This is a genomic window from Margalitia sp. FSL K6-0131 (genome assembly GCF_038008735.1).
Classification (GTDB): domain Bacteria; phylum Bacillota; class Bacilli; order Bacillales; family Bacillaceae_C; genus Margalitia; species Margalitia shackletonii.
Map to the genome: position 1 here is coordinate 2,757,871 of NZ_JBBOZS010000001.1, position 21,142 is coordinate 2,779,012.

At 37.2% G+C, this 21,142-nt stretch carries 21 protein-coding genes; 4 read left to right on the plus strand and 17 right to left on the minus strand.

The window, feature by feature from the left end; genetic code table 11:
- Nucleotides 1-27 precede the first annotated feature (27 nt).
- From NSQ59_RS13470 to NSQ59_RS13500, 7 genes are all read right to left on the minus strand, one after another.
- A complete protein-coding gene (locus NSQ59_RS13470; RefSeq protein ID WP_340831690.1) occupies nt 28-462 on the minus strand; it encodes a DoxX family protein in 435 nt (144 codons plus the stop codon).
- A 15-nt stretch (nt 463-477) separates the two neighbouring features.
- Nucleotides 478-948: a DUF2269 family protein gene (locus NSQ59_RS13475; RefSeq protein ID WP_340831692.1), complete on the minus strand. Its 471-nt coding sequence runs from the start codon at nt 946-948 to the stop codon at nt 478-480.
- A gap of 14 nt (nt 949-962) precedes the next feature.
- Nucleotides 963-1,553: a TetR/AcrR family transcriptional regulator gene (locus NSQ59_RS13480; protein WP_340833165.1), complete on the minus strand. Its 591-nt coding sequence runs from the start codon at nt 1,551-1,553 to the stop codon at nt 963-965.
- 217 nt (nt 1,554-1,770) lie between these two features.
- Nucleotides 1,771-2,487: a dihydropteridine reductase gene (locus NSQ59_RS13485; RefSeq protein ID WP_340831694.1), complete on the minus strand. Its 717-nt coding sequence runs from the start codon at nt 2,485-2,487 to the stop codon at nt 1,771-1,773.
- 239 nt (nt 2,488-2,726) lie between these two features.
- Nucleotides 2,727-3,209, minus strand: a complete 483-nt coding sequence (locus tag NSQ59_RS13490; RefSeq protein WP_340831696.1) for a hypothetical protein — start codon at nt 3,207-3,209, stop codon at nt 2,727-2,729.
- A gap of 153 nt (nt 3,210-3,362) precedes the next feature.
- Complete coding sequence (locus tag NSQ59_RS13495; protein WP_340831698.1) at nt 3,363-3,557, minus strand: hypothetical protein; 195 nt, start codon at nt 3,555-3,557, stop codon at nt 3,363-3,365.
- Nucleotides 3,558-3,737: 180 nt separating this feature from the next.
- Complete coding sequence (locus tag NSQ59_RS13500; protein WP_340831700.1) at nt 3,738-4,181, minus strand: DUF1801 domain-containing protein; 444 nt, start codon at nt 4,179-4,181, stop codon at nt 3,738-3,740.
- A 433-nt stretch (nt 4,182-4,614) separates the two neighbouring features.
- Here NSQ59_RS13500 and istA point away from each other — a divergent pair, with 433 nt between their 5' ends.
- Together istA and istB are read left to right on the plus strand one after the other, a co-directional pair.
- A complete protein-coding gene (gene istA, locus NSQ59_RS13505) occupies nt 4,615-6,114 on the plus strand; it encodes an IS21 family transposase (RefSeq protein ID WP_340828741.1) in 1,500 nt (499 codons plus the stop codon).
- Entirely contained in the window at nt 6,114-6,851 is a 738-nt protein-coding gene (istB, locus tag NSQ59_RS13510) for an IS21-like element helper ATPase IstB (RefSeq protein ID WP_445669191.1), read from the plus strand. Before istA ends, istB begins: the two co-directional genes overlap by 1 nt.
- Nucleotides 6,852-7,488: 637 nt before the next feature.
- On the opposite strand, the gene NSQ59_RS13515 is transcribed toward istB, so the two are convergent.
- From NSQ59_RS13515 to NSQ59_RS13540, 6 genes are all read right to left on the minus strand, one after another.
- Nucleotides 7,489-7,860, minus strand: a complete 372-nt coding sequence (locus NSQ59_RS13515; protein WP_340831702.1) for a VOC family protein — start codon at nt 7,858-7,860, stop codon at nt 7,489-7,491.
- Between the two features lie 566 nt (nt 7,861-8,426).
- Nucleotides 8,427-9,002 carry a GNAT family N-acetyltransferase gene (locus tag NSQ59_RS13520; protein WP_340831704.1) on the minus strand — a complete coding sequence of 192 codons (576 nt, stop codon included), beginning with the start codon at nt 9,000-9,002 and terminating at the stop codon, nt 8,427-8,429.
- Between the two features lie 145 nt (nt 9,003-9,147).
- On the minus strand, nt 9,148-10,767 hold the full coding sequence (locus tag NSQ59_RS13525) for an amidohydrolase (protein ID WP_340831706.1): 1,620 nt from the start codon (nt 10,765-10,767) through the stop codon (nt 9,148-9,150).
- A gap of 74 nt (nt 10,768-10,841) precedes the next feature.
- Complete coding sequence (locus NSQ59_RS13530) at nt 10,842-12,305, minus strand: sodium:solute symporter family protein (protein ID WP_340831708.1); 1,464 nt, start codon at nt 12,303-12,305, stop codon at nt 10,842-10,844.
- A complete protein-coding gene (locus NSQ59_RS13535) occupies nt 12,305-12,526 on the minus strand; it encodes a DUF3311 domain-containing protein (protein WP_340831710.1) in 222 nt (73 codons plus the stop codon). Before NSQ59_RS13535 ends, NSQ59_RS13530 begins: the two co-directional genes overlap by 1 nt.
- A gap of 840 nt (nt 12,527-13,366) precedes the next feature.
- Complete coding sequence (locus NSQ59_RS13540; RefSeq protein ID WP_340831712.1) at nt 13,367-13,867, minus strand: hypothetical protein; 501 nt, start codon at nt 13,865-13,867, stop codon at nt 13,367-13,369.
- A gap of 123 nt (nt 13,868-13,990) precedes the next feature.
- Between NSQ59_RS13540 and NSQ59_RS13545 the strand changes: the two genes are divergently transcribed.
- Nucleotides 13,991-15,247, plus strand: a complete 1,257-nt coding sequence (locus NSQ59_RS13545; protein ID WP_340831714.1) for an MFS transporter — start codon at nt 13,991-13,993, stop codon at nt 15,245-15,247.
- A gap of 498 nt (nt 15,248-15,745) precedes the next feature.
- Here NSQ59_RS13545 and NSQ59_RS13550 read toward each other — a convergent pair whose 3' ends face one another.
- Both NSQ59_RS13550 and NSQ59_RS13555 read right to left on the minus strand, forming a co-directional pair.
- Nucleotides 15,746-15,967, minus strand: coding sequence for a cysteine-rich CWC family protein (locus NSQ59_RS13550; RefSeq protein ID WP_340831716.1), 222 nt, complete (start codon nt 15,965-15,967; stop codon nt 15,746-15,748).
- 95 nt (nt 15,968-16,062) lie between these two features.
- The gene (locus NSQ59_RS13555; RefSeq protein WP_340831718.1) at nt 16,063-17,292 is read right to left on the minus strand and encodes an MFS transporter; all 1,230 of its coding nucleotides are present in this window, start codon (nt 17,290-17,292) and stop codon (nt 16,063-16,065) included.
- Nucleotides 17,293-17,643: 351 nt separating this feature from the next.
- Between NSQ59_RS13555 and rlmD the strand changes: the two genes are divergently transcribed.
- A complete protein-coding gene (gene rlmD / locus NSQ59_RS13560) occupies nt 17,644-19,038 on the plus strand; it encodes a 23S rRNA (uracil(1939)-C(5))-methyltransferase RlmD (protein ID WP_340831720.1) in 1,395 nt (464 codons plus the stop codon).
- 353 nt (nt 19,039-19,391) lie between these two features.
- On the opposite strand, the gene NSQ59_RS13565 is transcribed toward rlmD, so the two are convergent.
- Nucleotides 19,392-19,958: a nitroreductase family protein gene (locus tag NSQ59_RS13565; RefSeq protein ID WP_340831722.1), complete on the minus strand. Its 567-nt coding sequence runs from the start codon at nt 19,956-19,958 to the stop codon at nt 19,392-19,394.
- Between the two features lie 83 nt (nt 19,959-20,041).
- Nucleotides 20,042-21,097, minus strand: a complete 1,056-nt coding sequence (locus tag NSQ59_RS13570; protein WP_340831724.1) for an acyltransferase family protein — start codon at nt 21,095-21,097, stop codon at nt 20,042-20,044.
- Nucleotides 21,098-21,142: the final 45 nt, after the last annotated feature.

Here is a 21,142-nt window from a genome sequence, read left to right on the forward strand (position 1 = left end):
TTAAGCCGGTTCTTTCATGCAGTAGGTTCAACCTGCCAAAAGGACGGCCGTAAGAAAAACGATTTGAAGCACAGTTCGGGGAATCAGCTTAGGAACAGGCCTCCCCCCGATCGTTAATTTTTCTCTGGCCGCCCGCAAATTTGCGGGGAACATTGCCAACAGCAGCGCCGCCAATCCTAAAGACGCCGCCTTGGAGGTGGCCGGAAACAGAATGCCGACAGCTCCGGCAATTTCAAGCAGTCCGGTAGCCGTCACGATCCAATCCGGTCTAGGAAAAGCCGGCGGAACCATACGGATTAAATCCGGACGCCTTTTCCCCCAATGAGCGGATGCGGTAAGCAGCAGCAGGACGGCAATCGCCCCTTGAAGCGGGGTATGCCAGCCTTCGAAATAGGGTACTCCAATCAAGCCAATAGCCTTGAACAGCAGAAAAGCAGCGACAAGCACATAAAATGGTACCATCTCAATCCCTCCCCTTTAGAAACCTTTCGTTACCATAAGGTATAAAATGACGAGCGGCAGCAGCGTGGCGGCGATGCCGAAGACGGCCCACGTGCGAGAAGCATCCTGATATGCCTTGGAGATAGTGCCACTTTCGACGCATTCCGCGCTGTATCGGATCATTTTAAGCTGCAGCGGAATAAGAATAACGGCCCATATAATCCCGGTTATGGCTAATAATATGAGCGACAACATTAGCCAATTAAACCCCGACATTGGCATTCCCGCGCGTGCAGCCATTATACTGCCCGAGACGATGATGAGGGCAAGACCCGGAATCGTAAATATATAATCGGTCAGCAGGACGTTTTTGACTGCGCTATGAATTTCAACCGAATTTTTCGTTAAATCCGCTCTGATCTTCCAAAAGGCTGCCGTAATGATATTTCCAACGAATAATACAACTCCAATCAGATGCAATGTTAACCACAAGCTCATACTGATCATCCCTTCCGCTCCCTTTACCGGGATTTTAAGATATCGATAATAAACGCCGAGAATTCTTGGGCCCTGAAAACAGACGGAACAGAAGGGATCGTGGATCGGACACGCAAACCGATAGTCAGAAGAACGAACATTTCAGCTGTTTTGCCTGCATCGACCGATTCCGAAATAACGCCATACCTTTGACCGGCCTCGATCCACTGTCTGGATAAGAATACAGAACGCTCATAATACCTCTTAAGCGCTTCTGCGATAACCGGCTGCTCCTCCTTTCCAAGCAAATACATCAACACATTGTTCGTTACATCTGCATCTGCATAAGCCTCAATACTTTCAAATATTTTTTGATATGGCTCATCAAATGATCGGCGTCCTTGCTCCACTTCGTTCATAAAAAGTTCATTCGTCTCTTCCAGCCGCTCCTGTAGCACCCACACAAAAAGTTCGTCTTTGCTCTTCACATAATGGAAAATAGCCCCCTTTGACAAGCCCGATCTGTCCATGATGTCCTTCATCGTAATCGAATCGCATCCTTTTTCCTGTATCAGCTCTTTAGTCGTTTCAAGCAGAAGCCTTGTTGTTTGCATTCTTCGTTCATCTTGCTTCAAAGTCAACCCTCCAGATTGGTAAAATCAGTTTATTCGAATACTCTGACTATAACATACCGACTGTTGGTTTGTAAATTTGTTTTAAAATCTTCTAGTATTACCTACGCGTAGCCTGTATCTGTTTCTTCAATAAAAAAAGCGATCCTTCGTTATCGAAGAATCGCCTCCTTTAATGGAACATCTATTTAGTATTTGCCCACAAAATATTTTGTCTCGCTTAAATCGACAATTCAAATGATAAAAACTTTGGCAGTTCTTTTTCACGCTTATCGAGCATAATCTGTTCAGGCTTGATGCCCTGCTCACGCAGTATTTCAATGTTCTGCACTAGGAACTCGTCGCTGCCAACAACATAGAAGAGTCCATCCTTGTCAGCAGCAAGATTGTTCACTTCTTTATAATAGTCTTTACGGTTATCTACGAACTGTGCTGTGAACTTCTTGTCAGGTGCGGTTTTAAAAATATTAGTGAATAAGAAATCTTTTGATGAATCGATGTTCAGGGAATGAATTTGATTGACGTTGTCGGCACGTTCGAAATATTCCAGTATAAGTGGTCTGAAAGTTGCCAGGCCGACACCTGATGACAGCAGGTAGACATTTTTGTCATCTCTTTTAAGCGGTACATTCGAATGAGTTTTAAATATTGCAACTTCATTTCCGACTTCAAGATTTCTTAAAATCGATTTAAACTCAGAGCACTGTTCTCTTATGCGTGTTGTGATACCGATTGCATTTTCATGAGGTAAAGTAGAGATGGACATATGGCGAATCAGGCTGCGGTTTGGTTTATCTCCGACATTGAAACCTTCCAGTGCGAAGTGGGTGTGGGAACCTTCTTTCCATGTAAAGTCTTCCGGACAGTCGAGCAGGTACGTTTTAACCTCAGGCGTTTCCTCAATAACCTTATTTATTTTAGTCCAATATATTTGCATTGTATATTCTCCTTACTCAATTATATGTATCGTTACTTTCTACTATACAATAAATGATAACAATTCTCAATTAAAAGGATTGATTATTTCAGATAGTTTCATATTTCTGGATAATGGCCAAATTGCTGAACAAAGATCAATCTGGACTCTTCGGAAACCTTCCCCGTCGAATAAGAAAAAGCTACCAAATTGGCAGCCGGATCTTAAACTCATACACCCGTTAAATTAATAAGGGCTGATTATATACTTTTGATTAAACGTTCCCTTATCAACACAAAAGCAGTATAAATTACTGTTATCATAGGTAAGTAAGCTGAAAAAGTTAAAGGCTCTGTTAAATTTCCAATAGGTGATATCAAGAAAAATGACAAAATATACCCTATTAAAAATAGCGTAGTAAACAAACAAAGATGTAAAATAATAAAGTGAACTAATACCTTTTTATTTTTCCGATAACGAAATAATATTAATAAAGTTGCAAGTATCATTAATCCCAAAAACGAATTCTCAAACATTGATTGCCAGAAGTTTAACTGTTGGATATTTTGGATATCTCCTTGCGTAAGGTAATCAGTGTTTATCCACTGTTCAGATTTACTTAGATGGTAATTATCCATTAAAATATATCCCAAATAAAATAACAACATTAATCCAAGATACAAAGATATTATTACCCTCTTATACCCTTTTCTTTTTTCCCTATATTCTCTGTTTTTAATCACACAATAACCCCCTTTTATTAAAATGTTATTTCTTATTTAACGCTTCAATAAGAAGGGATTATTATCCTTCTTGTACTAAACGCTTATATCAATTGAAGTAATATTATGAAAATTATACCATAATATAGTTATTATCATACTTTTTATCTATTATTAAAAAGCCAATTGCATTAATCCAAGGAGCAACTGACGACTTTTTTTATCATACACTTTCAAAAAGTACTTTTCTCTTATATCTTCTACTAAAAATGCTAAACCAGACCAGCCGCTTGGACGCTGTTCTATTAGCCTTGGTTCAATTTGATAATTTTTAATTAACATATTAGCGATAAGAGTTTTAATCTCCATTAGTTCAACTATAATTCATTGAATTTTAGTTTACTTGAATATTTTATTCTCTTCATTTATAAGAATTTCCTGTTTAACTAATCTGGTTTCGTAGCTTATCATGGATTTAAATATTAATGGACTATTCTACCGATTGCTACAAAAAAACAGCCACATTATAGGCTGTCGTTGGATTACTTTCTAAGAAATTGTTATTTCTATCCACTTAGTTATTACTTCTGTAAGCTTTTTTTCCTTAGCTTTCACATCATCTATATCAGTAAATTTGACTATAGCTCTGTCAACAGCAACCCATTCCAATAACCCTGTAGTATCAACAAACAGATTTTCCTGCCCTATATTAACTTGTTTCTTTGATCCACAATGAAAGATAAGTCGAAAAAATCCTTTTCCATGTAAATTAAATGTTATCCTGTCTTCGTTTTCAACTTGGAAACTGGGTGCATTCCATTTTATATGTTCTTTAATTTGTTTATTAGCACTTAAAATTATTTTTCGAACTTCCTCTATTTCTTCTTTAAGAGGGTGTTCAAGATTGTCCATAAATTCTACTACTTGTTGATGCCCAGACAATTTCATTGATTTTTTAGCGGATTTTCCAGAAGGTGTCTTACTTTTTGTCATAACATACTCACTCCTTCCGTTTTTACTTGTTTTCAAACAAACCGTGTTAAATATTTTGACATCCAGCCCCTGTCAAATAAAAAAAATCCTCAAATTGGCAACATGATCTTAAACCACTTCCTTCCAACCCTCCTATATAAAATTTAACATAATTTTAGAAAAAACCAGATATTATTGAATGGTGATTTTAACTCATGGAAGGGTGTTATTTCTTTATCTACTAACCTTCCCTTTACTACAATATTTGAAAAAGGCATCCATTGTTAAATGAATGCCCCTTTTACCTTCATATGTGTTTATTGCAAAATAAAAGTACAGAGGTTTGCAGGGAATTTATGCAGAACTTAACTGCATAAAAATAGGCTTGCCAGCCCCAAAATTATCCCCTACTGTATTGATTGAGAGATCACAACAGTGGGGAGGAAATGAAAGGATGCTAGCAATGCCTAAAGTAGATTATATCAAACACTTAAGAGAAGAAGAAGACTTATCAATAAATGAAATTACAAGAAAAACTGGTTGTAATTGGAGGACGGTTAAGAAATACGCTGATGGAGAAAGATTTGAAGAGACACTAAAGTTCAGTAAAAAAGGAATGATGTACGAAGAAGGTTTCGGGGAAATTGTTGATGATTGGCTAGAGGAGGACATGAAACTCAAAAGAAAAGAACGGAGAACTAGCAAGAAGATCTATGAAGATCTTAGAGATAACCATAGTTTTAAAGGGTCCTATCGGACCGTATGCGAATATATCCAGAACCGAAAGCCACAACTCAAAGCAGCTAGGATTGAAAGACATGAACGTTTAGAACACCCTCCAGGTGAAGCGCAGGTGGACTTTGGAAACATGACTGTAGTAAAAGATGGAGCCTATAAAGATATCAAAGCTCTAATCCTGAGCTTTCCACACAGTAATGCTGGATTTGGTTATCCTCTTCCTGGCGAAAATACCGAGTGTTTCTTAGAGGGGTTAAAGCAGCTGTTCCATCAATCAGGAGGAGTACCTACATATTTGCGTATAGATAACCTAGCCGCGGTGGTTGTTTCTATTGGCAAAGGGGACAGAAGGACCTATACTGACGCCTTTCTGAGATTTAAATGCCATTACGGCTTTGAAGTACAGCCTTGTAATCCGGCAAGTGGACATGAGAAAGGAAATGTAGAAAAGAAGGTCGGATATACAAGGAATAACCTGTTTACAACAGCACCGATTATGGAGAGTTTTCCACAATTAGCAGACTGGATGAAGGAAGAAATGGAAAAGGACCGGCAACGTCCCCACTATGAAAAAAATGTGATGATTGATGAGCTTTGGGAAGAGGATAAAAAGCAATTGAAAGCCCTTCCTTTAACTGATTTTCCGATTTATTCGGTAAAATCCGCTAAGGTTAATAAATACGGGGAAATTGAAGTTGACGGTGAGAAATTTGTTCTCCACAAAGCGAGAATGAAACAGGCGTTAGTCCTTAAAATGGAATGGGATCGATTTACCTGTTTTACGAATGACGGAGAAATTGTTTATCAAGAAAACCGCCCTTATATGAATGCCACAAGAGCGATTCCATGGAATGATATTTTAATAGATTGGGAGAAGAAACCGCGGTCCGTGAGGTATTCACGCTTTTTTAAGTATTTGCCGGAAAGAGTTCAAACGTATTTGACGATACGATCAGAAGAGACCAGATCCCGGGTCAAGGGGGTAAAAAAATTATTAGAAAAACATACTCTGAATGATATTCATATGGCTTTGGAAAAAGAAGAACGTTTTGAGAGGGATCCACATGAACTTGATTTTATTTTAGAAGCAAAAAAAGCATCCTATCCGGAAAAATTAAACGAGGTACATACGCCTAAGATTTTGCTTAACTATGAAACCGATTTGAATACTTATGATAAAATGCTTTGTCCTTCTCTGGAAGGAGGTGTTTCCTGATGGCCGACTTGAAGGCAATTTGCAAAACACTTCACTTAGCCCATATTATCGAAGAGTTTGAGGATATCCCTTTTGAAAGTAAAGAACAGTATTTACGTGATGTTCTATTAATTGAAGTCAATTCTAGGCAGACAACAAAGATAGCTAGACTAATAAAAAAGGCTAAATTTAGGGAACTTAAATGGCTTAATGGCTATGAATGGGATGAGCAGCTACATTTACCAGCCACAACCTCGAAAGAGGAAATTTGTGACCTTCGTTTTATTAAGGAAAAACAGAACCTACTACTTATGGGGACACCGGGTACGGGGAAAACACATTTAGCAACGGCTTTAGGTGTTAAGGCCTGTGAAATGGGATATGAAGTCCGTTTCTTTCGGGTAGCTGATTTAGTAGGACAATTAGAAGAAGCAATGAAATTAGGCACTTTACACAGGTTAAAACGTCAAATCGAAAAGTGCGACCTACTTATATTGGACGAATTGGGATACGTCCCTTTTCAAAAAGAAGGCTCTGAATTATTGTTTCATATTATCGCAGACTGTTATGAACACAAGAGCGTGATAGTAACCTCTAACCTAGAATTCGGTCAATGGAACCGGGTTTTTGGAGATAACCGCCTAACATCAGCCCTTGTGGACCGATTAGTACATCATGCCCACGTAATAGCGTTTACGGGAGAAAGTTATAGGTTAAAAAATGCTCTTTCATCGGTAAAAACATTGGATGAAATTTAATGTAAAACAAACCGCTGCAAGCCTATGTAAATTTCGCTGCATTTTTCTGCACTTTCTGCTTGCAAAAAACACATATGGATTAAAACCTCATTTCTCCTGTTAAAATCCCTGTAAAAAAAGTCGCAATAAAAATCGCTAATACAGAAAGGAAAATCTTATTAATTACATGTATTGATGGTAGACATTTTTTTAGGCTTTTATATAGATTTAAAGCAACGATTACTAAGGAAAATTCAATAATTATTGCTATTAAATCGGTGTAACTAAAAGGCTTCCTTATGTAATTACGTGAGTAAAAACCAGTAAGAATTATTACACAAAATAATAAAAAATGAATTCCAAAATATTTAATATGTTTCAAATAGAGTACACTCCTTCTGAAGTTTCCATTATCCTTTATTATGATTGTAGTTACGAGAAGCGTTTTTGGATAGGGGTGATTCTGCCCCAGTAGTTAATAACTGGAAACCAGGTTTTTATCAAACTTTATTATTTATTTTCAATCTTTATTTTAGGTTTTGTAAAATAGTATTGTTGTTTTTTAGGCAAAAAATATGGGAACGTCTGATTTGGACGTTCCCGTTCTTATTCCATTAAAGCACCGTTAATGAAATAAGGTAATTTTTTTATGATAATCTTACCAGTGTACTTGAAGTTTATTACCATTTGGGTCATAAAAGTGGAAATAGGCATGACCATTATCTTCTTTTATATCGTCGACCTTAACTTGATTATCCATTAAGTGTTGATGAAATTTAGATAATTCTGGACTTGTAAAGCCAATGCTAAATTCTTGTTCATTATCAATTGTAAAATGTGCAAATGTTTCATCTTCGGTAGGAACTAAGATAAGTAAGAAAGGCCCTTCATTTACTTTTACAATCGCAAGTTCCTCCGTAATGTTTAATAACTGGAGCCCTAATACATCTCTATACCATTGTGCAGACAGTTCTAAATCTTTTACAGGAATTCTAATATAATTTACTTGTTCAATAAATGATTTACTCATTGCCTTCTCTCCCTTATTTAATCTGGTATATCAAACAGTTCCCTTTCTATATAACTTTTTTCCGATTATTGAAATAACCTGCCCGTTAACGGAACAATGAACGTTCCTTCGTTCAGAAAATTCCGATAGTCCAAGTTTATCATAAGATGTATTAACTGAGAAAGAACAACTGTCTAAATCCATTCTGGTAATCGTAATGTTATCTTTTATATGTTTCATAGTGTATAAGAATTGGAACGAGCGCAAATAAAAAAGTGAACTAAAACAGTTCCAAAAGATCTTATCGAGCTAGTCAAAGCTTTCTATCCAGATTCAAATACCACATTGTAGAATTCTAGAGAATGTGTAGAATTGCCGCATATCGAAATAATCACAAAAAAGAACCTACCAGAGTGCTGGAGCTTCCCATCATTTCTTTTAAATAATTAGTTCGTAAGATAAATGAAGGAAAAAGGTTCGGAATTCAATTGCCTATTTTTACGGGATTTTGAATAAGAAGCTTGAGGAGTTTTTTTGAAATGGATTTTACTTTAAGAAAAAACACCCGTAAACAGGGTGTCATTCTCTCATAGATTTTCTAATATATTTTTATTGTCTGACTCATGATCAAAAGTCAAAACTTCTTTAGCGGGATCGTAGGATTCACCGTAAAACTGTGCATCTTTATAGGTATGGATTAAATCATACGTTTTTTTCATGGCATCAAAAATGTCTTTTTCTGATTCGCCATTAGGAGCCCAGTAAAGAATTTCCATTTCATTGATTTCTTTAGTCGCATGCGATCTTCTTTTATAGCCAATGGACTGAGCGTGATTAAAGCCCTCTCGCTTATAAAAACGAAGTCTCTTCTCAGTGTCGCTGTCTTCATAATTAATCGGCTCCACTTCTAGTATGATTGGCTTCCCTTTCTGTTTCATTTTTTCGATTAACTTATGACCAAGCCCTTGACCGCGTGTATTTTTGGATACAAAAAGATAATCTATAAAGATAAAGTTTTCGAGCTCCGCATACATTAGCACATGATTTGGACCTTCATCTTTATGATAAATATCGGACCGTTCTTCCAACAGTGTTTCCATATGTTCTCTTGATTTCATTTCTTCTATTGGAAAATATTGATTCAACTTCTCATACCAATGCATGTTCATGACTCCTAACCACATTTTTGTAATCCTTTATTGGAAGTATGTGTATATTTAGCTTTTTCATACTAAAGTTAGGAATTCTTAAAAGAAAAACTAAAGATCAGCCATATAGAGAAAATGGCTTATCCTTTTATGCCTGTTTTTACATAACCTTATGACAATCATACAAAATTTCCCCATCCATCATCGTCAGTTCTACCTGAATATCTTTTATTTTCGTTATATCCACCTGTAGAATAGACTTATCAAGCACTACCAAATCTGCCAATTTTCCAACCTCAATACTTCCCTTATTATTTTCATCAAAGCTGGCATATGCACCGTTCCATGTGTATGCCCGAATCGCATCCATCACACTTATACATTGGTTTTTCCCTACTGGAGTTCCCTCTTCCGTTTCCCTATTAACAGCAGCGTGGATGCCAAGTAAAGGATTAACAAACGTAACAGGTGCATCTGATCCAAATGCAGCAACGATTCCTTTTTCAAGATAGTCCTGTGCTGGGTACATGACATTGACCCGTTCCCCATAATATTCCAAATACTTTTCTTCGTTCACATACATAAATACTGGATTTGGTATGATTACAACACCAAGCTTCTGCATTCTTTCCTGTAAATCAGGAGAAGCGATGCCTGCATGCTCGATACGATGCCGGTGATTTTCACGTGGAGATTCGGATAAAGCTTTTTCAAAACAATTTAATAGCATTTCAATCGCTTTATCTCCTTGTGCATGTGCCGTAATCTGGAATCCTTTTTTATGAGCCTCTCCCAATATCCGATCCAATTCCTCTTGGCTATAATAAATCAACCCATAATCATGATGATTATGATGATAAGGTTCACGTGTGGCGATGGTTGGGCCAGTACTACTTCCATCCGTAAAAACCTTTGCAGGGCCAATTTTAAAACGTTCATTCCCAAGTCCAGTTATCGGTCCAGCTTCCACCATTTTTTGTACAAAATCATGGGAATTCGTTAAAGAACCTATGATTGCATAGACACGAACTTTGATTTCATGAGCATTTATTGCCTGCTGCATGATACGGAGTGCCTCTGATCCTTCACCATAGGCACCTGCATCGTGAACACTTGTTATTCCAGCCTGGATAAATTCCTCCGAAGCAAGCTTCATTCCTTTTCGCATTTCTTCATTAGTATAACTTGCATAGTTAAAAAGCTGCATATGGGCATTTTCCATTAACTTACCAGTTAAGCTTCCATCTTGATTTCGTTCAATTATGCCACCTTCAGGATTTTTCGTATTTTCAGAGATTCCGGCGATTTCCAGTGCCAAAGTATTAGCAATGGAAGTATGGTTACATGTTCGAATAATGACAATTGGATGTTCTGTGGAAACTTGATCTAGCTCTTCTTTTGTTGGAAATCGTTTTTCGGTTAGTAAGTTTTCATTAAATCCCCATGCACGTACCCAGTGACCCTTAGGAGTTTCATGAGCTTTTTTGTGCAAATCTCTTAAAATATCTTCTACCGAATGAATATGCGGAGCAATACAACTTACCCCTAGCAGATTGGTACCGTATATAGTCAAATGTAAGTGAGCATCAATGAAACCAGGGAGCAGTGATTTCCCTTCCAAATCAATAACATTTGTTTCCTCTGAAATAAATTCACGAATTTCTTCCATTGACCCGACACCAATAATACGATTGTTTTTTACAGCCACACACTCTGCGATTCTATTTTTTTCATCAACCGTAACAACCTCTCCGTTAATAAAAACAACATTTGCTTTCATATCTTTTTCCTCCTTTCACATAATCGTCGGTTCCGATAAAGAATGGTGGAGCCGACAATAAAATAGTAGATAGATTAAGCCACATCTACATATCTTCTGGCAGTTTCGATTTGCGGCTTTGTTGCATAACAAACAGTACACATTACCACCACGTTCGCTATTAATCCTAATATACCCGCATGAATACCAAATGGCGTTGTAGTTACAACAAGCTGATAATAATAGTTGACGACGGTTCCAACTGTTAATCCCGAAATAACTCCTGCAGCATTTGCTCTTCGCCAATATAGAGCACTGTAAACACCTGGGGCGAACTGGACGATGGAACCATACGCGCCAAGCAATAATGCAACTAAGCCCTGGCCACCAAAAACAGTAATGTAATAGGAAAGAGCACCGATGACAAATACACCTAGTCGCATGATCCTTAAGGTTGTTTTATCAGAAAGGTTTTTCCAAATATTTTTTATCACTCCTTCTGTAACCTCTAATGAAGCACTATGTGTAATCGCATCAGCTGTTGACATAGCAGCCGCAAGAGCACCAGCGCCAACCAAACCATAAACCCAGCCTGGTAAATGCATTACCGTTGTAATTAAATATGGGAGAACTTGATCAGGGCTTGATAATTTACCAGAATCAACTACCCCAACTGCTGCAAAACCAACTAGTAACAACGGGACAAGAAACAAAGCAAAAATAGGATAAGCTAATACCGTCTTTTTAATAGTTCGTGAATTGGATGCATAAGATTTTGTAAATAAATGCGGCCACATAAGAAATCCGATTACCGATACTAAAATGGTAGTAGAATAAGCGACAGTTCCCATATTTGAACCTTCCTTACCTACCTGCAAAAATGCTGGTGTATCTTTTGCCATTTGTGAAAACATTTCCGTCGTGCCTCCATGTAACTGATATACAATGGATAGACCAACAACCCATGAAACGATGATCATTAACAAGCCTTGAAACACGTCCGACCAAGCAGCAGCACGCAAACCGCCAGTTGCTACGTAGATCACAACAATTCCATAGGAAATTAGAGCACCTAGCCAAAATGGAATTCTTCCTTCTGTCATGACATCAAATATAACTGCCATCCCCGTCATTTGTGTTGCCAAATATTGAACGGAAGCAAATAATGCGATTAGTCCAATCAAGACAGCTAATAATGGACTGTTAAACCTTCCTTTTAGAAAGCCGGAAATGGTAAATAGCCTATCTCTTTTTCCGATTTTTCTTACCTTAGGGCCAATGATAAACCAAGGTAATATCGCAAAAGCGGTGTAAGCGATAATATACAGCGCTGGAGCGCCTTTTGAATAAGCCCAGCCCGGTGCACCTAAAAAGGAAAAGGCACTGAACACCGCTCCTCCCATCAAAAACCACATCACAAATAGACTTAGCTTCCCGCCAGCTACGGCAAATTCATCAAGCGAACTTCCATCTCTTCCTTTACCGGCCATAACACCAACAATAAGCGCGATAACTAAATAGGCAATCATCATAATAAGAGCTATTTGCCACCCTGGCATTATTCATCCTCCTCCCCATCTTTTTTTGGGTCAAATTTATACAGGATTATTAGGCCTACAAAAGTGATAATGATCCACAGTATGACCCAAAAGAATGAAAATGGTAATCCTAAAACAATTGGAGTAGCGCGATTTCCTAATTCAAAAAGTGGAAAAATTAACATCAAGAATGGAATGAGTGCAATGATTATATAGAACGTATTGAATTTTCTCTGACTCATATTCATCTCCCCTTATAGTTATTTGAAAATTCAATTTTAAATATATGTAATTTGTCCAACCATTATTTGTTACCTAATGCCTAAAATAAGAGGCTTGTCATTTTACTATTTATCCAAAATAAAAAATCCAAACCTTTACATTTAGGGCTTACTTATGAGGTGCAAAACGATAAATCGCAGACTAAATAAAATAGCACATAAGCTTCATAGCATAATTCACCGTCAAAAAGGCTTAGAGATGCAAATATCTCCAAGCCTTTTTTTCACGTACCACCCGTAAGTTGTACAAGTTCATTAATTGATAAATAAGCGGAGAAAATTCTCCTAATGAAGAAAGAGCACTGAAAAAAGCTTAAATAGACGGAAAGATTCCGACTATTGCCTTGAAAAATGGGAAAATAGGTAATTTTGCTTTGCTTAATCGGAAAATTTCCGCTTATATATCCCGAACCGAGTTCTATTCTGCAGTCTAACCGGAAAATCTCCGCTTATTTTAACCCTTACGGATAAGAGTTCTTATTTTTCTAAAAAACCAAGTTACCTCATTTAGATGCGTCGCTGGGAGCCTTCTCGATGTTAAATCTGCAGGGGCTGTCTCTTCGCTCCCACTAATCCAGAAGGTGTCTACGTTCCCCTGAAAGTTACCCATTAAAATCAAATCAACAATAATCCACGTACCAAATCACAAAAAATTCACAGTGAAATAGGAAACGGTAAGCAATTTAAATCCGCCAAAATGTTGATAAATCAATAAAAACGCACTGTGAATTATATGGTGAATTCAAGTGCATTTTGCTATGTGTTTATAATGTTAGCACATCTAAAGTAAACCCGTTAACCTTACATACGGCTTAGATTTATCGTTTTTTTAAGTGTCTGAACAGAATAATGAAACATCTCCACAAGATCGTCGATCATATCCTCCGTTATTAAAAGTGAAAAATTGATGATGATTTCTTCCTTCACACCATTTAAAGAGGAATATATTTTTCTTTCTTCATAATTATGTTCTGGACCCCAGTGTTCTTTAATCCTGTCGATATACTTTTTGCCAGTATCATTCCATGTAAACGAAATATTTACAAATGCACCAATGTGCTTCGGATCTCCTTTTTGTAAAATCTCTGCAGCCAATTGGTTTAGTTTTGCCTCCAGTGTTAATTTCGCTAAAATAGCGGAAGATTGTTTTAAACAAAGAGTTATTTCGTACTTTCTTGTAAGGGTTGCTAAATCGACAATGTCTTTTCTATCTACTACCTTAATTTGTCCTTCCAAATCTAAATCATATGCAGTGCCTTCTATCACGACTTTCATATTTTCGTATGCAGTAGGATCAAACATTTTTCTCCCTCCGTTCTTCTATAGTTTCTCCCAAAAATACTTAGATTACTTTGACAATTATAATCCGACATCTTATTATATATATTTATGAGATTAAATTAATAGAGTAAGAAGGTAATAGTTTTGGAAGGACAGAAAATTAGGAAGGCACAGCGGAATCTATATACCTTTCTTGTAAGTAAAATGTTGACGTCACTGGGGTTTGGTGTTTTTAACTTTGGGATTAGTCTATATATTCTATCTGCAACAGGATCAGCTCTAAGTTTTGCAACGAATATTATGTTTAATGTGTTGCCACGTGCACTTGCTGCACCATTGGCAGGATATGTGGCTGACCGTTTTCCGAAAAAACGCATTGTTGTCATGAGTATGGCGGGAATAACATTATCAGTAGCTGCTTTAATTGTTTATACACTGATTTTTGGTATGTCGGTTCCGGCTATCTATACGATTACAACCATATTTTCCATCATTGGTGCTTTTAATGGTGTTGCATTTTCGAGCTCCATCCCGAATTTAGTGGGGAAAGAACGTTTGCAAAAGGCATTGTCCTTTAACCAAGTATCCTATTCCATTGGCGGAATCGGCGGACCAGCAATCGGCGGGATGATGTTCGGCTTTGTTTCGATGAAAGTTTTTTTAATTTCTATGATGATTGCTTACTTTATTGCCCTTTGCTTGGAAGCAACGATGGATTTCGAATTATTTGAAGTGAGAGTGAAAAAGAAACAAGAATCGGTTACGCAAAGCATGAAGGAAGGATTTCGTTATTTACGGACAAAGCCATTAGTTCAAACCTTATTGATGACAACACTTTGGATTAATTTTTTTTCTTCGGCCGTAAGTGTCGGTCTGGTATTCGTCCTAGTTCAAAAGCTCTCGATTCCTTCATCACAAGTAGGCTTTATCGAAGGAGCAGGCGCAATGGGAATGCTAATTGCTTCCTTATATTTATCTCTACATAATGATTTAAAAAACCCTCTTACTTTTGTGAGGCGCTCCTCGTTTAGTATGTGCGGAATGCTTGCTTTCATTTCTTTACCTTTATTTTTAGCATTTAACGGTTTCTATTCCTTTATTTTTTATATGGCTGTGATGTTTTTATTTTCCGCACTGAGTGTCGGGGCAAACACACCGATGGGAGTAGTCATTCAACGTTCCATCGATGATGAATACCGCGGCCGAGTGTTTGGTATTATTGAAACACTATCTGTTGGGATGGGCCCAATCGGATCACTGATTTTTGGAGCATTATTTGATGTAGTAGATGCGAAGGTAATATTCCTTTGTGCGGGATTCATTTTATTGATGCTTGTTGCGTGGTTATTGAGATGGAGTAAAATTGGGGTTTCGGAAAAATTCGTTCATGTTTCGGATTGAGTTCGTTATAGAGATTTTATGAGGTTATCTTTTTCATTTGACTAATTTTAATCCGATTGTCCTTTAGATACCTTATAAAGAACATTTACTTAGGCTTTTTGGCGCCGAATGTCCTTTAGAGACCTTATAAAGGACATTTGCTTATGTTTTTTGATGCCGAATGTCCTTTAGAAACCTTATAAAGGACATTAGCTTATGTTTTTTGGCGCCGAATGTCCTTTAGAGACCTTATAAAGGACATTAGCTTATGTTTTTTGACGCCGAATGTCCTTTAGAAACCTTATAAAGGACATTAGTTTATGTTTTTTCATCCAGAATGTCCTTTAGAAACCTTATAAAGGACATTTGCTTAGGCTTTTTGACGCCGAATGTCCTTTAGAGTCCTTATTAAAGACACTACACTTTTACTTTTTACCCAGACCGTTCTTAACAAACTTTATAAAACGATACTTTCATTCTCTTTTTATAAAACCTGATAAAAGACATTTATCTTATTTTTCACTTTGCTCCCTCGAGTTTAAACTTCTCCAAGCAACTTTTACAAATACACGTCTTTCTCAATTGTTCTAGAGGAACAAGATCAAATATCGCATTTGGAAAAGTTTCCTCTGTACACCAGCATTTTTTGGAATTTGAATTCTTTGAATTACAGCATTGATTGCTGTTGCCACAAAGCGGGCAGATTTCAATCTCCTCAAGAAAATTATTGACTTTGTGCATTTTTGACCACCCCTAAACTCGATTAGATAATACCATTATACATAAGAAATAAAAAATATAGCCTCCCTTATTCGAAAGAGAGACTACATTTAAAATCAAATAGCTTCTGAAACAATACCGCTAACAGTTTCATTTTCACTGCTCTTAGATTTTCCCTTTTTAAGACTAAGCATAACTATGAAAGATAAACAATATAGGGCTGCAAGATAAGTCATCGCAACGGACATATTCGCATGTTGTAAGATATATCCTACCAAAATGGGCGAAAATCCACCAAGCGCTCTTCCAAAGTTAAAGATGGAGTTTGTCGCAGTGCTTCGTATATCCACATGATAATATCTACTAATAAGAGCTCCGTATCCCGCAAACATTCCATTTGAGAAGAAACCTACGATTGCGCCGCCAATTAAAATCCCTACACTTCCACTTGCAAAAGAATACATGAAAACAGCGGCAGCAGATGCAAGAAGGAAGATTCCATAGGAAAGCTTTAACCCGATTCGGTCAATGATTTGTCCAAATGTCAGCATCCCTGCAATCATTCCAACAGCGGTACTGATTGTCCAAAGTGCTGAGCTTGAAACAGATAAGCCTTGTGATTTTTGCAGCATAGATGGCAGCCAAATCATTAAGCCGTTATAACCAGCAATCTGTACAGTAGCCATAATTGCTAAAGTGATCGTTGTAAAAGCAGTTCTTGGAGAATTAAATAATTGAATCAATTTTCCCTGTTTTTTCACCACTGGCTTTTCCTTTTGTACCGCTAACCATTCCGGTGATTCATTCAAGTTTCTTCTTACGATAAATGCAAAGATAACCGGGATTATTCCGACAAAAAACAACCCTCTCCATCCAAACATCGGAAGGATCAACGCACTAAGAAGTGCAGCAAGAATAACACCGAATTGAGCTCCAATACTAACATAAGAGGATGCTCTCCCCTGCTTATTCTTTGGCCATGCTTCCGCTACTAATGCCATCCCAATTCCATACTCTCCACCGGCACCTAGTCCGGCAATAAATCGAAACACATACACTTGCTCAATATTAGCAGCTAATCCTGTTAGTGCAGTACCGATAGCGAACAAAAAGATAGTATACGTAAAAATCTTCACCCTGCCGAATTTATCTGCTAAGATCCCGAAAATCGTTCCTCCTACTAACATTCCAATATTTGTAATGGAAGAAATAAGTCCTCCTGTCGCTAAACTAATATGGAAATTTGCAACGATTAATGACATGGCAAAAGAGATAAACATAATATCCATGCCCTCTAGTGTTAAACCTGCTACAGAAGCTACAACTGTTTTATTGCGATAATTCATTTTTCTTTCTCCTTTCAAGCCTCACAGGACTTTATTTAAAAGAGTTCAAATAATAATAAATGCCCTTCCATCCAAGAGGACAAAAGGGCATGAACATACAAAAAAGTAATCATTAAGTTGCCGCCCTTTTTGGCCTCACAGGACCAGATTAAAGGTAATATATTTGTTAATAATCATAGCATGATAGATTTCATCTTTCAACATGTTATTTTCTAATAGCAACTGTAAATGAATTATTTCCAAATAGTTTTTGATTCGTTATAATAAGTAAGTATGTATAAAATTTAGCGATTAAAAAGCTGAACGAAAGGCTTTTACAAATAGATTAAAAAATTAGAGGAGGAACATTTATTGACTGTTACTAATGAAAAAACGTTTGTCACAGAAATTAATCATTTGGATGAAAAAGGATCGGGACAAGCTGTGGTTTGGCGGGAAAATGAGCTAGGAAATCCAAAAAAATTAAAGCTAACGATCCCACAAACATTGCCAGGTGAAAAGGTCCGTGTAACGGTCGACCAACCTGAGCGAAGAAGAAGAAAAGCAATGCCAGACGAAATCCTAGAAGCACATCCAGAACGACTACAACCAGCATGTCCGCATTTTGACCTTTGTGGCGGTTGTGTTTGGCAGCATTGGCAATATTCTGGACAGCTGCAACAAAAAACAAATCATGTTAAACATGCAGTCGAAGCACAAGGATTTGATCCCAAACTCGTTCGTGAAACGATTGGAATGGACGATCCTTGGAGATACCGAAATAAAATGGAATTTACTTTCGCGCCAGATGGTTCATTAGGCTTGCATGAGCAAGGTAACTTCCGGAAAATTATTTCTCTTGAAACTTGTTTAATTGCGGGTAAGGAAATGGTCGAAGCAGCTATGGAAATAGCGGACTGGGTAAAAGCATATCAATTAAAAGGGTATGATAAAGACGCCCATGAAGGTTTACTCCGCCATTTAATGGTACGTCAGTCCTTTGCTACTGGTGAAATGATGCTTGCACTGTTTGCTACGGAAGCTCCTGACGGTGATCTTGAGGAAGCCGTTCAAGATTTAAAAGATCGGATTGAACGGAAATTTTCGCAAGTAAAAAGCTTATTGTGGCTTGAAAATACAGATTGGGCGGACCGTACTCAATCAGAAAAAAGTCATGTGTTGGCAGGTCGGGATTTTATTTATGATGAAATGGCTGGATACCGATATCGTCTTTGGTTCGATACATTCTTCCAAACAAACCCTACTCAAGCACAAAAATTAGTAGAAATTGCATTAGAAATGGGTCAGCCGAAAAAAACAGAAAAAATGATAGACCTATTCTGTGGTGTGGGTACCTTCTCACTGCCATTTGCAAGCCGAGTTGCTGAACTGGCTGGGATTGAGATTGTGGAAACTTCCATCGAATCTGCGAAACGTAATGCACAAGACAACGAAATTACCAACACCTACTTTTTAGCAAAAGATGCAAGAATGGGAATTGATCAGGTTCTTGAAAGCTTCGGTCACCCTGAACTGCTAATGCTTGACCCTCCTCGCTCTGGTGCAGGTGGTAAAGTCATGAGAAAAATTGGCCGTTCCAAGCCGGAACGTATTGTCTATGTATCTTGTAATCCAGATACATTTGCTACGGATATTAAAGAACTTGAACCATTTGGTTATACACTGAAAGCAGTGCAACCGGTAGATTTATTTCCGCATACGGTACATGTGGAATGTGTTGCGTTGCTTGTTAGAAATGAAGATTAAATTCATGGATAATGCAGTAAGCCCCTTGTTCAAAATCATAGAATAAGGGGCTTACTGCATTAATGTAGTTTGATTTTTATTTGAAGCTTTCGGAGTTATCTGGTGAAGGTACTTTTTATAGGTCTGGATGAGAAAACATCACGATTTGATTATTTGATTCTGAGATACATGCCTTGTGAACAAGTCGCTTAAATAATGTATTTAGAAATATTTCTATAAAAATAGCTATAGTATAAAGAAAACCTGGTACGGCGGATGTATAAACTTTTGTCTCTGATTACTTACTCAAGTAACTAAAAACTTCAAAAAAAAAGCCCTCTTTTTTCAATCGAAAATAAAGGGCAATCATCTATTTATTTAAACCAAATCGTCTTCTCCTCAGCCGGTACCCGCTCCGCTTTTATATGAAAATCCTGCTTCGGATAGCCGACATATACAAGTCCTACAATTTTATCGTTTTCCTCTAAATGGAGATATTTATTTAATTCAGGTTCGTATGCAATATCACCTGTTCTCGCGATGGTTGCTAAGCCTTTTTCTGTTGCAAGCAGCAATAGGTTTTGCATTGCGCAACCAGCTGCAACGATTTCTTCTATTTCCGGAACCTTACCAGTTGGACTAACCGCCATAATAATAATCACAGGTGCTCTTAAAGGCCCTTTTCTTGCTTTTTCAATCTTTTTCTGCGCCTCTTCTTCACCTAGCCCCTTCGTTTTCTGTTCCATGATTCTGGCCATTTCATTCCCTAATTTTACACGGCCTTCCCCTTTTACAACCCGAAATTTCCATGGTTCTGTTTTTTTATGGTTAGGTGCCCAAGTTGCTGCTTCCAGTAACTCATTGATCACTTCGTCAGGCACATCTTTTTCCTCTACAGCACCGATTGAGCGACGCGATTTGATTAAATCCATTAATTCCATGTGTCATCTTCTCCTTTGCAAAAAACAAACATAACTTGAGTATAGGATATGGAAAATAATTCTTCAAATGTTTTGTAATTCTTTTAAGATATATTCATATGCACATTTCTTGACTTCTCCCTGCCTATTTTCCCCAACATGAAAGGCAAATAGTGATTAATAATATATACAGCAGGCACTAAGACAAATGCAGCGGTAAAAGTATACAGTAATCCTTTTATTACAGGGATATCGACTAAATCCACGTTATCTAACACATATTTTTGCATCACTAAACTGATTAAAAAGAAAATAATCTTCTGATGCAGTGCTAAATAGATGATTGAATTTTTTCCGATATACTGGAGTGCCTGACTTCTCTTTATTCGCTTAATTCCTATCATAAAAGCGCCTATTCCTGAAAACGCAGCCATGTAAAATAATAGGATATTCCCTAAACTGCTATTGTAGAAGTCGACCCTATCTCCAGTTAAAACATAATTGAAATATCCTGCAGCGGTATTAACCAACAAGAAAAAAATAAATGTTTTAAAATTAATAAACCGCTCTAATTTCTCACGATTTTCCTTATAGAAGTAACCAATACCATAAAATCCAACACTGATCATCGCCACATCGATACTCCAAGGCAATGGTTGTCCGCCCATTTTATTGTAAATACATCCGATAACAGATAATAAAATTAACAAGAAGCTTATCTTCTTATTTGTTCGCCCAATTTTTGAAATCAAATAAAAGAATAATTCCGTGCAAAATAAACAAGCTACAAACCACAATGCACCGCTATGAACTGTCCAATTCGATTTTCTTATATCGATAAAAGTTCCAATCAATGGAGTGAATAAATTATCATGATAATCTACTTTTCCATAATAATAGACAACTAAAAACCATAAGTAAGCTACCAATGAGAAACAAAGATATGGAAGGACTAATGATTTTGTCCTTTTTATTAAAAACACCTTTAAATTAGGGTATTTTTCTATTTTGAATAAATAACCTGATAAAAAGAAAAACAGTGGCATATGGAAGGTATAAATATACGTTTTAAGATATTCCGTGATGTCCGCATGCCCCATCATAACAAGGAGCATCCCCAATCCTTTTCCAGCATCTAACCAATCAAGTCTTTTCTTCATCGAAATCCCCTCTCTTCTACTAATTGTGATTTGAGGTTGATGATC

Coding starts and splice junctions, on each gene's coding strand:
- NSQ59_RS13470 (WP_340831690.1), bottom strand. CDS start 462: ATGGTACCATTTTATGTGCTTGTCGCTGCTTTTCTGCTGTTCAAGGCT.
- NSQ59_RS13475 (WP_340831692.1), bottom strand. CDS start 948: ATGATCAGTATGAGCTTGTGGTTAACATTGCATCTGATTGGAGTTGTA.
- NSQ59_RS13485 (WP_340831694.1), bottom strand. CDS start 2,487: ATGCAAATATATTGGACTAAAATAAATAAGGTTATTGAGGAAACGCCT.
- NSQ59_RS13495 (WP_340831698.1), bottom strand. CDS start 3,557: ATGGAGATTAAAACTCTTATCGCTAATATGTTAATTAAAAATTATCAA.
- NSQ59_RS13500 (WP_340831700.1), bottom strand. CDS start 4,181: ATGACAAAAAGTAAGACACCTTCTGGAAAATCCGCTAAAAAATCAATG.
- istA (WP_340828741.1), top strand. CDS start 4,615: ATGCTAGCAATGCCTAAAGTAGATTATATCAAACACTTAAGAGAAGAA.
- istB (WP_445669191.1), top strand. CDS start 6,114: ATGGCCGACTTGAAGGCAATTTGCAAAACACTTCACTTAGCCCATATT.
- NSQ59_RS13515 (WP_340831702.1), bottom strand. CDS start 7,860: ATGAGTAAATCATTTATTGAACAAGTAAATTATATTAGAATTCCTGTA.
- NSQ59_RS13520 (WP_340831704.1), bottom strand. CDS start 9,002: ATGCATTGGTATGAGAAGTTGAATCAATATTTTCCAATAGAAGAAATG.
- NSQ59_RS13525 (WP_340831706.1), bottom strand. CDS start 10,767: ATGAAAGCAAATGTTGTTTTTATTAACGGAGAGGTTGTTACGGTTGAT.
- NSQ59_RS13530 (WP_340831708.1), bottom strand. CDS start 12,305: ATGCCAGGGTGGCAAATAGCTCTTATTATGATGATTGCCTATTTAGTT.
- NSQ59_RS13535 (WP_340831710.1), bottom strand. CDS start 12,526: ATGAGTCAGAGAAAATTCAATACGTTCTATATAATCATTGCACTCATT.
- NSQ59_RS13540 (WP_340831712.1), bottom strand. CDS start 13,867: ATGTTTGATCCTACTGCATACGAAAATATGAAAGTCGTGATAGAAGGC.
- NSQ59_RS13550 (WP_340831716.1), bottom strand. CDS start 15,967: ATGCACAAAGTCAATAATTTTCTTGAGGAGATTGAAATCTGCCCGCTT.
- NSQ59_RS13555 (WP_340831718.1), bottom strand. CDS start 17,292: ATGAATTATCGCAATAAAACAGTTGTAGCTTCTGTAGCAGGTTTAACA.
- NSQ59_RS13565 (WP_340831722.1), bottom strand. CDS start 19,958: ATGGAATTAATGGATTTAATCAAATCGCGTCGCTCAATCGGTGCTGTA.
- NSQ59_RS13570 (WP_340831724.1), bottom strand. CDS start 21,097: ATGAAGAAAAGACTTGATTGGTTAGATGCTGGAAAAGGATTGGGGATG.